We start from the raw sequence: 11159 nt of genomic DNA, 5'->3' as shown, positions 1-11159 counted from the left end.
GGTTATGCAGGGCTCAGGCGCTGGCCAGCACCCGGCGGCGCCTTACTACCAGGCTATCCACCACCCACATCACCACCATCGACACCCCCACCAGCGGGAAAATCACCCCCAGCACCAGCATCACCCCCACCGCCGCCTTCCAGCGCGGCAGGTCATGGCGCAGCGGCGGTACGCCCAGGCCGCCTTCGGGCCGGCGCTTCCACCACATCACCAACCCGCTCACCGAACCCAGCAGAATCATCAGGCACACCAGCAGGATGATGATCTGGTTGAACGCCCCGAACATCTTGCCCTCATGCAGCATCACGCCCATCTCGGTGGCGCGGGCGACCGGGCTGTAGTCCTGCCAGCGCACATCGGCCAGCACCTTGCCGGTGTACTGGTCGACATGCAGGGTGGCGTCGTTGCGCGGGTCGTCGGCGAACACGGCAATGGTGAACACACCGTCTGCCGTGGTCGGCAGGGTAATGCTGTAGCCCGGCTCGACCTGGCGGGAGGTGGCGATGTCTTCGACTTGCTGCACGCTCACCTGGGGCGCAGCGGGCATGTTCGACATCATGTGGTGCCCGGCGTGTTCGGCGTGTGCGCCGGACTGCGGCATCGGCGTGTTTTCCATCGCCCAGGGCACGGTCTGGCGGTGGGCACTATTAAGCTCACCCGCCTGCTGGTCCGACTTGGGCACGTCGTTCCACATGGCCGCCGGGAAGCGGTTCCACAAATCGGCGTACTGCTTGCCCCACAGGCCGGTCCAGGTCATGCCGCTGACCAGCATCAGCAACAGCAAGGCCGAACCCCAGAAGCCGGTGACCGCGTGCAGGTCGCGCCAGAACAGCCGGCCGCGTGCCGACAGCCGGGGCCACAGCACGCCCGCGCCATTGCGCCCGCGTGGCCACCACAGGTACAGGCCCGACACCACCAGCACGATGCCCCAGCCTGCAGCCAGCTCCACCAGGCGGTCACCGACCGTGCCGACCATCAGCTCGCCATGCAGGGCGCGGGCGATGGCTTGCAGGTTCTGCTTGCCGTCCTGCTCGCCGAGCACCTTGCCGCTGTACGGGTCGACGAACACGTTCAGTTCGCGCCCGCCGTCATGTACCACGAACTGCGCACTGCGCTCGGCGTTGATTGGCGGCAGGTACTGGCCGACGTGGCCTTTGGGATAGGCCTGGCGCACTTCTGCCAGCATCGCATCGGCGCCTTGCCTGTGGTGGCCGGCCTCGACCACCATCAGGTCGCGGTACAGCAGCGGGTCGAGCTGCGGCTTGAACAGGTAGATGATCCCGGTGAGCGCCAACAGGATCATGAACGGGGCCACGAACAGCCCCGCATAAAAGTGCCAACGCCAGGCCAGGTTATAGAAATTGATGCGTGTTCCTCTCATGGGAACCTCCTGTTTGACCAGCAGATGGGCGCAACCGAAGCCGCGCCCGTGGTTGTTGTCAGAAGCTGAAGTCGACCTTGGTCCAGAAGGTCCTGCCTGGCTCGTTGACCGGCTGTGGATCGGTAGCCGGGTAGCCGAACCCGGCGTTCCCGGCCAGGTTCAAGTGCTCGGCGTAGGTTTTGTCGAACAGGTTGTCGACCCCCGCGCTGAGCTTGAGGTTTTTGTTCACCTTGTAGGCGCCGTTCAGGGAGAACACGCCGAAGCCGGCGCTCTTGTCGTAGTCCTTGCCGACCACGTTGCCCTGGTTCTCGGCAATGCGGTTCTGCGCCGCCACCAGCCGCCACAGTGCGCCGACGCTCCACACATCGCGGCTGTAGGTCAGGCCCAGGCGGCTTTCCAGGGGTGGCATTTGCGGTAGCGCTTTGCCATCACTGCTGTTCTTGCCCCAAGCGTAGGCCAGCGTGCCGTCGGCCTTCCAGTTTTCGGTCAGTTGGTAGGCCGCGCCCAATTCGCCGCCCATGATGCGGGCGTCGATGTTCTGTGCCTGCGAGGTGCTCATGCCCATCATGCCGGTGCGGTAGTCGAACAGGATGTAGTCGCGGATCTGCCCGACATAGCCCGAAGCCCAGGCTTCCAGGCGCTCGGTGCGGTACTGGATGCCGAAGTCGAGCTGGGTGGTCTTCTCTGGCTTGATGCCGTCGAAGGCATTTGCTGCACCGGGCGGTGCCAGCTTGGGCGAGAACAGCTCCCAGTAGTCGGGGAAGCGCTGGGCATGGCCGAGGCCGATGTAGGTGGTGGCCGGGATGGCCGCCAGGTCGTGCTCGTAGCGGATGAAACCGCTGGGCAGGGTGTCGGCGCGGGTATCGCCTTCGGTGGCGCTGCCTTTACGGAAGTCACGGGCCGAGGCGCGGTCCAGGCGGGCACCGGTAATCAGCCGGTCTTCACCGCTGACGTACCAGGTCAGTTCGCTGAAGGCACCGTAGTTGTGGAAGTCGGCGTCCTTGGTCCAGGCCTGGCCCTTGTGTGCGTCCACACCCATGCCGCCACGCTGGCGATGTTCGTTGGTCTGCGCGTCGATGCCGCTGATCAGCTGCACATCGGCCCAGCGCCAGGTGGCCTTGATGCGAGCGCCCATGGTGCGGCGGTCGACGTTGCTGACCATCGGCATGCCCATCATGCCGCTGCCCGACGGGGTACGCAGGCTGTAGTTGTCCATCACATGGTCGGCGTAGTTGTAGTAGACCTGCGCCTCGACCTTGTCGAGCACCTCGCCGAGGTTGGACTTTTCAAAGCGCAGGCCCAGGCTTTCGCGCTTGAACTGCGAGCCGTCCATGCCGCGCCCGGCATAGCGGGCCTCGCCATCGCCCTTGCCGGCCGTCAGTTCCAGCAGGGTGTCCTGGTCGGGTGTCCAGCCGAGGGCAACATCACCGTTCCACTTTTCCCAGCGCGACGGCACGGTGTCGTTGTTGCCGTCGTGGTAGTCATCCGAGCGTGACTGGTTGCCGACGAAGCGGGCGTAGGCCTGGCTGTTGCCGGCGGCGGCATCCAGCACTTTGTCGAAGCGGCCGTTGGAGCCGGCCAGCAGGCTGGCGTTGACCCGGCTGCCGAGGGTGCCGAATTTCTCCGGTTCGCGCTCGAAGAGGATGGTGCCTGCCGAGCCGCCCGGGCCCCAGATCACGCTTTGCGGGCCTTTGATCACGGTCAGGCGGTCGTAGGTTTCTGGCGAAATATAGGAGGTGGGTGCGTCCATGCGGTTGGGGCAGGCGCCCAGCATCAGGCCGCCATTGGTGAGGATGTTCAGGCGCGAGCCGAACATGCCGCGCAATACCGGGTCGCCGTTGGTGCCGCCGGCACGGATCGCCGAGAAGCCGGGGATGGTCTTCAGGTAGTCGGCGCCGTCACTGGCCGGCACTGGCTGGCGCGGGTCTTTCGGGTTGGTGACCACGGTCAGTGGCGAACTCGGGGCCACGGCGGTGATCACCGTCGGGCTCAGCTCGGGTGCGTCGTGCGCATGGCCCTCATGGCCAGGGTCGGCGGCCAGGGCCACGGGCGCGAGCAGCGAGCCGCACACGGCGGCGAGGGTCCCACGCAGGGACAAGGCAAAAACAGGGGTGCAGCCGGACATAATGATTCCAGTCGATCAGTCATGAGTTAGCGCGAAGCCTCCTGGCTCCGTGCGCAAAATGTGGGTTCAGACGCTGATCGAGGACGGTGGGGCGCGGCTGCGCGCACCGGGGAATACAGCCTGCCGGGCATGGCCCTGGTGCGTGGGTGCAAGCAGGTGGCTGGTGGGGACGACGCTGCCGGCGCTGAGCGGGCTGAGGGCCTGGGGCAGGGCCGGGCAGTTGAACAACAGGCTGCAGTAACCGCACTTTTCCCACATCACGTGCAGCTGGCCATCGCCGCCGTGGCCGTGGTGGGTGTCGCCGCCGTGCTGATGGGCAGCCGCCATCGGCATGTCCATCGGCATGCTCATGCTGGCGTGGTGGTCCATCGGCATCGACTGGGAAATCAGCGGGCCGATGAAAATCATCCACATGGCGAACAGGCTCAGCCATCCGCCACCGGCGCGCCTGCGGTCAGGGCGGGTGGTACGGCTGGTTCTGTTGCGCGGCAGGCTCATGGTGAGTGCCTGTCAGCAGGTGTCAGTGCGCGTGTTCGTGGGCTTGCGGCTGGTCCGCTGGCGCCTGCTTCTGCACGGCCACTTCGACGGTGATGTCGCCGGCCTTTTCGAAGTGCAGGGTCAACGGAAAGCGCTTGCCGTCGCTGAGCAGGCTGCGGTCCTTGGGCTGCATCAGCATCACATGGTAGGCGCTGGGGGCGAAGGTCAGGTCCTTGCCGGCAGGCACTACCACGCTGGTTACCTGCTGCATCTTCATGGCACCGCTGGCGCTCATGGCATGCTCGTGCAGCTGGGCATCATTGCTGATGGGGCTGTCGACGCTGAGCAGGCGGTCATCGGCCTGGCCATTGTTGTGCACCACGAAATACGCGGCGACATTGGGGGCGTTGGGCGGCAACTGCAGCGACCAGGGGTGGGCGATGTGCAGGTCGCCCACGCTGTATTCGTGGGCATTGGCAAAGGCGCCGGGCAGCAGCAGGGCGGCCATGACGAGGGCGTGCTTGAGCATGGTGAATCTCCGTTCTGTTCAGGTTCAGGCAGACAGCGTGATGAACTCAGGCCAGCGGAGAGGCACGGGGGTTTAACGCAGGCCAGAGCTGGCGCGGCGTGGGTTGGTAGTCGGCGAGCAGTGGCAGCAGGCCGGCAAACAGCGTGGGCGGGTTGTGCAGCTGCGGCGGGTGGCCGGGCAGGGCCAGTAGTGGTGCAGCGCCCGAGCAGCACCAGCAATTCATCATGCTGGCGCTGTCGTCGCTTTGCGGGCCGAGGTCGATCTTGGCCAGGGCCTGGACATCAACCTTGGCCTTGTTGGCCATGCTGGAACAGAAAGCCCCCCACAGCAGCTGCTCGGCCGGGCCCTTGGGCACGGCAGAGGCCAGCGGCATGGCCAGCAGGTTGAACAGCACTGCAAGGCAGGCTATCCAGGCGATGTGCCGACGTGGGGGCATGGAGAGATCCGGTCAGGAATCGTGGCGGGTATTGTAAGGCGGAGTATAGGTAAAAATGGCGGGGTGCGGTGAAGTGACGCAGGCAGTCGGGTAATGGGGGCTGCTGCGCAGCCCATCGCGACACAAGGCCGCTCCCACAGAATTGCGGCAGCCTCGAATACTGCGCTGTCCTGTGGGAGCGGCCTTGTGTCGCGATAGGGGCGCAAAGCGCCCCCGACAATCTCAAGCCTTGTTGCGGCCCATCAACCCGCGCACGGTCTCTTGCAGGTCCGCCGGCAGCACCACCACCTTGGCATTGCTGCTGCCCGCCAGGTTCTCCATGGCCCCGATATAGCGCTCGCCCAGCAGGTACATGGCCGGCACGGTCTCGTTGCCTACCGCTTCCTTGACCAGCGAAATCGCCCGCGCCGAGGCCTCGGCCAGGCTGATCTGCGCTTCGGCATCCAGCCTGGCCGCCTGCAGGCGTGCTTCCGCTTCAAGGATTGCTGCCTGCTTGGCACCTTCGGCCCGGGTCACATCGGCCTTGCGCTCACGCTCGGCTGCCGCCTGGCGCTCCATGGCCAGTTGCATGTTTTCCGAAGGCTTGATGTCCTGGATTTCCACCGAGCGGACGGTCACACCCCAGTCTTCGGTCTGCTCCGACATCGCCTCGCGCAGGCGGGCCTTGATCTGCTCGCGGCTGGACAGCGCTTCGTCCAGGTCCATGGCACCGACGATGGCGCGCAGCGAAGTCATGGTCAGGCTGGTGACGGCGAACGAGAAGTTCTGCACGCCATAGGAGGCTTTCTGCGGGTCGACCACCTTGGCGAAGCACAGGGCGTTGGCGACGATCACGGCGTTGTCTTTGGTGATGATTTCCTGCTGTTGCACATCGAGGATGATGTCCTTGGTCGGCAGGCGATAGGCGACCACATCCATGTACGGGATGAGGATGTTCAGGCCGGGCTTGAGCGTGCTGTGGTAGCGGCCCAGGCGCTCGACGATCCACTCCTCGCCCTGGGGCACGATACGTACGCCCTTGAACACGGTGATCAGGACGAACAGGGCGATGGCGGCGACGACGATGAGGCTGGTCATGATGCGAAATTCCTTTTAGTGCGGATTCAGGCCCGGATGACGCGGGCGGTGTTGCCCTCAATGGCGGTAAGGCGCACCCGCTCGCCAACCGGGATCTCGCTGTCGGCGATGCAGGTCCATTCTTCGCTGCCAAGAATCGGCTTCTGGAAACGCACGCGGCCTTTCTGGAATTCCGAAACGCCCGCCGTCAGCAAGCCCACTTCGCCGATCACGCTGTCGGCGGTCCAGCGCACGTCTGGCTGCTTGCGCCGGAACACTTTGAACCACAGCGCGGTGGTGGCGGATGACAGCAGCACCCACAGCAGGACCTGCATGTCCATTTGCAGGCTGGGCGCAGCCAGCGAGATGAGCGAGACCAGCACGGCACCGATGCCGAACCAGAGAATGAAGAACGTCGGCAGGACCAGTTCGAGCAGGATCAGCGCGATGCCGAACACCAGCCAGATCCACCATTGCATTTCCATATGGGTAGCGCCTTCCAGGGGGAGGACCTGAGTTTATGTCAGCGAGGCGGCACGGAACCACTTATCGGGTCGAAAGAACAATCTGAAAGTTCTGTAGGGCGACTGCCTGATACATTTTCTGGAGGCTGGCGCGGTCTTCTGTAGGAGCGGCCTTGTGTCGCGAAAGGGCTGCGTAGCAGCCCCATGATTTCAGCACTAATGCATAAATTCCTGGGGCTGCTACGCAGCCCTTTCGCGACACAAGGTGATCTGGTCAAGTAATTTTGGACACCGGTTAAGGTTCATGCCGCTGCCCTGAGCTTCTCCTCCATGGCTACCGGGGTCTCGTAGCCGTTGTAGCTGTGGAGGCGCTTGAGGTTGTAGCGCACCAAATAAGCCATGATGTCGGCCTTAGCTTCAGCTTCGGACTCATAGCCCCCAGCTGGCACCCATTCTGATTTCAATGCCCCGAAAAATCGCTCCATGGCGGCGTTGTCCCAGCATTGGCCACGGTGGCTCATGCTCTGTTTCAAGCTGCACTCTTCAAGCACAGCCCTGAACTTATGGCTGGTGTACTGACAGCCTTGATCTGAATGAAACATCACCCCTGCAGGTTTGCCTCTGGATTCAGACGCCATACGCAGCGCGTCACAGGCCAATCTGGCATCGGCAGTCATCGAGAATGCCCAGCCCACAACTCGGCGTGCGTACAAGTCGATTACTGCGGCCAAGTAGAGCCAACGTCTGCCAACCTGGATGTAAGTCACATCGCCACACCAAACCTCATTGATCGTCGAAACTTTGAAGTTTCGCTTCAGCTGGTTTTCCGCAATCAGTGCTTCCGCGCCCGATGACCGATACCGGTGCGGCCTTCGCTGCCGGCATTCCAGACCAGCTTCACGCATAAGAGCACGCACTTTGTAACGCCCGATTTTATGGCCTTCACGCCGCATTTCCTGCATCAACGTGCGTGAGCCTGCGGAGCCTCGTGACGCCTTGAAAAGCTTGATTACCTGCGAGCGCAGAGCATCCCTTTCGGGATTTTCACGCCCTTGGCGTTTGCGCCAGGCATAGAAACTGCTGCGCTTGACCCCAAGCACGCGACAGCAGTCGACAACACCATATTGCTCACTCAGCTCGTTGATCAGCGAGAACGATCTTTGGAGTCCCGAAGCAGGAGAGCACTGGCCTTTTTTAAGATTTCGATATCCCGATCCTTCTGACGAACCAGAGTTTCCAGCTCCTCAATGCGTCGCTGATCCGGGGTAATAGCCTTTGCCCCGGCCGGGACTTTCCCCTCTCTTTCCTGGCGTACCTGCTCAACCCAGCGGCGAAGAGCTGTACGACCTATTCCGAGGATTTGGCACACCTCAGGAACCGACTGGCCGCCGTCCAACACCATCTCAGCAGCTTGAATTTTGTGTTCTTTCGAGTAGGACTTTCGCACTGATTTTGCCTCCGATTGGGCGCCATCATAGCGCCCTAAGAAGGTGTCCAAAATCATTAGGCCAGTTCAAGGCCGCTCCTACAGGGATCTGCGGCGCGCTTACGATATGTGTTATTGCAGGTCGATCGCTGAAGCCAGATCAGACTGCGACTCGAATACCAGGTCCACCTGCGGCAGTGCCGGGCGTTTCAAGATCAGCACAGGCACGCCCAACTCCCGTGCCACCTCCAGCTTCGGCTCGGTCGCCACGCTGCCGCTGTTCTTGCTGATCAGCACATCGATGCTGCGGCGCTGGAACAATGCCCGTTCATCTTCAATGTTGAATGGCCCTCGCGCGCCAATCACTTCGCAGCGCTCGTTGCCAGGGCACGCTTCCAGTGCACGCAGCGTCCAGAACTGCTCCGGCGGAATCTCGTCCAGATGCTGCAGGGGCTCACGCCCCAGCGTAAACAGCGGTCTGCGAAACGGCTTGAGCGCCTCTATCAGCCCTGCCCAGTCCTCGACTTCGCGCCAATCATCCCCCGCTTGCGCCTGCCAGGCCGGGCGGCGCAAGGCCCAGCATGTGACGCCGGCACTACGTGCAGCACTGGCGGCATTGCGGCTTATCTGAGCAGCGTATGGATGAGTAGCGTCGATCAGCAGGGTGATGCCCGCCTCGCGCAGGTAGCTGGCCAGGCCCTCGGCACCGCCAAAGCCCCCGACCCGCACCTGGCATTGCAGGTCCTGCGGCACGCGGCCGATGCCCGCCAGGCTGTAGACATGCTGCGGGCCCAGGCGGCGGGCGATGGCCAAGGCTTCAGTGACGCCCCCCAGTAGCAGGATGCGCGCGGTCATTGCACACCTGCCTGGCCAACGATGCCGCCTTGGCGGTCGATGGCGAACACTTCCACTTGCACCTGCGCCGGCACGACGCTGCGGGCGAAGGCCAGGGCGTGGGCACACACCGCGTCACCCAGGGCAACGCCGGCCGCATGAGCCAGTGCGAGCGCTTGCTGGCTGGTGTTGGCGCCGGTTATGGCCGCTTGCAGGGTTTCGTCAGCGCCAATGTCTGCAGCCCAACCGGCCAGTTGCGGCAAGTCGATGCTGGAGTGACGGCTGTGCAGGTCCATGTGCCCGGCGGCCAGTTTGCTGATCTTGCCGAACCCACCGCACAGGGTCAGGCGGGGTACCGGCACCTTGCGCAGGTGCTTGAGCACTGCGCCGACGAAATCGCCCATCTCGATCAGGGCGATTTCCGGCAGGCCGTAGACCCGGCGCATGGTGTCTTCGCTGGCGTTGCCGGTGCACGCGGCAATGTGCGTGAAGCCGTTGGTGTGGGCTACATCGATACCCTGGTGGATCGAAGCGATGTAGGCCGCACAGGAGAACGGCCGCACGATGCCGCTGGTGCCGAGGATCGACAGCCCGCCGAGGATGCCCAGGCGCGGGTTCATGGTCTTGAGGGCGAGTTGGTCGCCGCCCTGCACATTGACCGTGACCTCGAAGCCGCCGAGATAGCCGCATTCTTCGGCCAGGCGTTGCAGGTGTTCAGTGATCATGCGCCGTGGCACCGGGTTGATGGCCGGCTCGCCCACCGCCAGCACCAGCCCCGGGCGGGTCACAGTGCCGACGCCGGCCCCGGCGACAAAGCGGATACCCGGTTCGCCCAGCAGGCGTATCTGGCTGTAGAGCAGGGCGCCGTGGGTCACGTCCGGGTCGTCGCCAGCATCCTTGAGGGTGCCGGCTTCTGCGCGCTCGCCAATCAGGCGGCAGAATTCCAGGCGCATCTGCACCACCTTGCCCTTGGGCAGGGTAATGCTGACGGCGTCGCTGCTTTCGCCGTTCAGCAGCAAGCGAGCGGCCGCCAGGCTGGTGGCGGTGGCGCAACTGCCGGTGGTCAGGCCGCTGCGCAGGGGCGCGGGCTGTTCACGGGTTTCTTCACGCATCGGCGGGTTTCACCACTTCCAGCAGGGTGATTGGCAGCGCCTGGCGCCAGGTGTCGAACGCGCCCAGGGGCTGGGCATGGGCGACATGGATGCGGGTCAGCTCACCACCGTGCTGCTCGCGGAAATGCGCCAGGGCCAGTTCGCTTTGCAAGGTTACTGCGTTGGCCACCAGCCGCCCGCCGGGGCGCAGGTTGGCCCAACACAGGCCCAGCACGCCTTCGCGGGTGACGCCGCCGCCGATGAAGATTGCATCGGGCTGCTCCAGGCCTTGCAGTGCCGCAGGCGCCTTGCCGCAGACCAGTTGCAGGCCGGGTACACCCAGCGCGTCACGATTGTGTTCGATAAAAGCTTGGCGGCCCTCATCAGCTTCGATAGCCAAGGTGCGGCAGGCCGGGTGGGCGCGCATCCATTCGATGCCGATCGAGCCGCAGCCCGCGCCCACGTCCCACAGCAGCTCGCCGGGCTGCGGTGCCAGGCGCGCCAGGGTGATGGCGCGGACATCGCGTTTGGTCAGCTGGCCGTCGTGCCGGAAGGCGCTGTCCGGCAGCCCGGCCAGCCGGTGCAGGCGTGGGGCATCGGGCTCGGCAAGGCACTCGATGGCCACCAGGTTGAGCGCTGCGATATTGGCGTGCGGCCAGCCCTGGGCGGTGCCGGCCAGCTCGCGTTCTTCCTGGCCACCCAAGTGCTCGAAAATCCGCAGGCGGCTTGGCCCGAAGCCACGCTCGCGCAGCAGGGCGGCAATTGCCGCCGGGCTGTCGCCATCATTGCTCAACACCAGTAGGCGCACACCGCTGTGCAGGTGGGCATTCAGCGCCGCCAAGGGGCGGGCCACCAGAGACACCACCTGCACCTCCTGCAACGGCCAGCCCAGGCGGGCGGCGGCCAGGGCGCACGAGGAGGGCATCGACAGCACGCGCATTTCATCGGCGGGCACCTGCCGCGCCAGGCTGGCGCCGACGCCGAAGAACATCGGGTCGCCGCTGGCCAGCACGCACACTGGCTCGCCGCGCAGGGCCAGCACCGGGGCCAGCGAGAACGGGCTTGGCCAGCCCAGCCGCTCGCCGGGCACGCAGCGCGGCAGCAGGGCCAACTGGCGCGGGCTGCCGAAGACCCGCGCAGCGCCCAGCAGCGCGCGCCGGGCCTGCTTGCCCAGGCCACTAAAGCCGTCTTCGCCGATGCCTACTACTGTCAGCCAGGGTGCCATGTATTTCATTCCGTCATTTTTGGGGCCGCTTCGCGCCCCTTCGCGGGCTTGCCCGCTCCCACAGGTACAGCGCAGCCGTTGTGGGCAGCGGTGATCCTGTGGGAGCGGGCAAGCC

The 11159-nt window shown here is 64.6% G+C and carries 12 protein-coding genes; all 12 read right to left on the bottom strand.

The window, feature by feature from the left end:
• Positions 1-13: 13 nt before the first annotated feature.
• Positions 14-1381 carry a PepSY-associated TM helix domain-containing protein gene (locus AK81_RS17730; protein ID WP_043200827.1) on the bottom strand — a complete coding sequence of 456 codons (1368 nt, stop codon included), beginning with the start codon at positions 1379-1381 and terminating at the stop codon, positions 14-16.
• Between the two features lie 58 nt (positions 1382-1439).
• A complete protein-coding gene (locus AK81_RS17725; RefSeq protein ID WP_043200825.1) occupies positions 1440-3506 on the bottom strand; it encodes a TonB-dependent copper receptor in 2067 nt (688 codons plus the stop codon).
• Positions 3507-3572: 66 nt separating this feature from the next.
• On the bottom strand, positions 3573-4004 hold the full coding sequence (locus AK81_RS17720) for a DUF2946 domain-containing protein (RefSeq protein WP_043200823.1): 432 nt from the start codon (positions 4002-4004) through the stop codon (positions 3573-3575).
• Positions 4005-4026: 22 nt separating this feature from the next.
• Complete coding sequence (locus AK81_RS17715; RefSeq protein ID WP_043200822.1) at positions 4027-4512, bottom strand: copper chaperone PCu(A)C; 486 nt, start codon at positions 4510-4512, stop codon at positions 4027-4029.
• 46 nt (positions 4513-4558) lie between these two features.
• A complete protein-coding gene (locus AK81_RS17710; RefSeq protein WP_043200820.1) occupies positions 4559-4948 on the bottom strand; it encodes a DUF2946 domain-containing protein in 390 nt (129 codons plus the stop codon).
• Positions 4949-5170: 222 nt separating this feature from the next.
• Entirely contained in the window at positions 5171-6025 is an 855-nt protein-coding gene (locus tag AK81_RS17705; RefSeq protein WP_043200818.1) for an SPFH domain-containing protein, read from the bottom strand.
• A gap of 26 nt (positions 6026-6051) precedes the next feature.
• Positions 6052-6489, bottom strand: a complete 438-nt coding sequence (locus AK81_RS17700) for an NfeD family protein (protein ID WP_043200817.1) — start codon at positions 6487-6489, stop codon at positions 6052-6054.
• A gap of 281 nt (positions 6490-6770) precedes the next feature.
• The gene (locus AK81_RS17695) at positions 6771-7613 is read right to left on the bottom strand and encodes an IS3 family transposase (RefSeq protein WP_430298363.1); all 843 of its coding nucleotides are present in this window, start codon (positions 7611-7613) and stop codon (positions 6771-6773) included.
• On the bottom strand, positions 7613-7972 hold the full coding sequence (locus tag AK81_RS30825; RefSeq protein WP_050491905.1) for a transposase: 360 nt from the start codon (positions 7970-7972) through the stop codon (positions 7613-7615). Before AK81_RS30825 ends, AK81_RS17695 begins: the two co-directional genes overlap by 1 nt.
• A gap of 54 nt (positions 7973-8026) precedes the next feature.
• Positions 8027-8749, bottom strand: a complete 723-nt coding sequence (locus tag AK81_RS17685; RefSeq protein WP_043200813.1) for a cobalt-precorrin-6A reductase — start codon at positions 8747-8749, stop codon at positions 8027-8029.
• On the bottom strand, positions 8746-9840 hold the full coding sequence (locus tag AK81_RS17680) for a cobalt-precorrin-5B (C(1))-methyltransferase (RefSeq protein ID WP_043200812.1): 1095 nt from the start codon (positions 9838-9840) through the stop codon (positions 8746-8748). Before AK81_RS17680 ends, AK81_RS17685 begins: the two co-directional genes overlap by 4 nt.
• Positions 9833-11044 (bottom strand): bifunctional cobalt-precorrin-7 (C(5))-methyltransferase/cobalt-precorrin-6B (C(15))-methyltransferase, encoded by a 1212-nt coding sequence (locus AK81_RS17675; RefSeq protein WP_043200809.1) that lies wholly within the window; start codon positions 11042-11044, stop codon positions 9833-9835. Before AK81_RS17675 ends, AK81_RS17680 begins: the two co-directional genes overlap by 8 nt.
• Positions 11045-11159 lie beyond the last annotated feature (115 nt).

Origin of the sequence: Pseudomonas putida W15Oct28 (assembly GCF_000708715.2) — a bacterium.
Classification (GTDB): Bacteria; Pseudomonadota; Gammaproteobacteria; order Pseudomonadales; family Pseudomonadaceae; genus Aquipseudomonas; species Aquipseudomonas putida_R.
The sequence above is the reverse complement of the archived record's forward strand: the minus strand, read 5'-3'. Positions and strand labels throughout refer to the sequence as shown.

Excerpts from the sequence above, each read along its gene's own strand:
- AK81_RS17680 (WP_043200812.1), bottom strand. The coding sequence starts at position 9,840 with ATGCGTGAAGAAACCCGTGAACAGCCCGCGCCCCTGCGCAGCGGCCTG.
- AK81_RS17700 (WP_043200817.1), bottom strand. The coding sequence starts at position 6,489 with ATGGAAATGCAATGGTGGATCTGGCTGGTGTTCGGCATCGCGCTGATC.
- AK81_RS17685 (WP_043200813.1), bottom strand. The coding sequence starts at position 8,749 with ATGACCGCGCGCATCCTGCTACTGGGGGGCGTCACTGAAGCCTTGGCC.
- AK81_RS17675 (WP_043200809.1), bottom strand. The coding sequence starts at position 11,044 with ATGGCACCCTGGCTGACAGTAGTAGGCATCGGCGAAGACGGCTTTAGT.
- AK81_RS17715 (WP_043200822.1), bottom strand. The coding sequence starts at position 4,512 with ATGCTCAAGCACGCCCTCGTCATGGCCGCCCTGCTGCTGCCCGGCGCC.
- AK81_RS30825 (WP_050491905.1), bottom strand. The coding sequence starts at position 7,972 with ATGATTTTGGACACCTTCTTAGGGCGCTATGATGGCGCCCAATCGGAG.
- AK81_RS17730 (WP_043200827.1), bottom strand. The coding sequence starts at position 1,381 with ATGAGAGGAACACGCATCAATTTCTATAACCTGGCCTGGCGTTGGCAC.
- AK81_RS17720 (WP_043200823.1), bottom strand. The coding sequence starts at position 4,004 with ATGAGCCTGCCGCGCAACAGAACCAGCCGTACCACCCGCCCTGACCGC.
- AK81_RS17705 (WP_043200818.1), bottom strand. The coding sequence starts at position 6,025 with ATGACCAGCCTCATCGTCGTCGCCGCCATCGCCCTGTTCGTCCTGATC.
- AK81_RS17725 (WP_043200825.1), bottom strand. The coding sequence starts at position 3,506 with ATGTCCGGCTGCACCCCTGTTTTTGCCTTGTCCCTGCGTGGGACCCTC.
- AK81_RS17710 (WP_043200820.1), bottom strand. The coding sequence starts at position 4,948 with ATGCCCCCACGTCGGCACATCGCCTGGATAGCCTGCCTTGCAGTGCTG.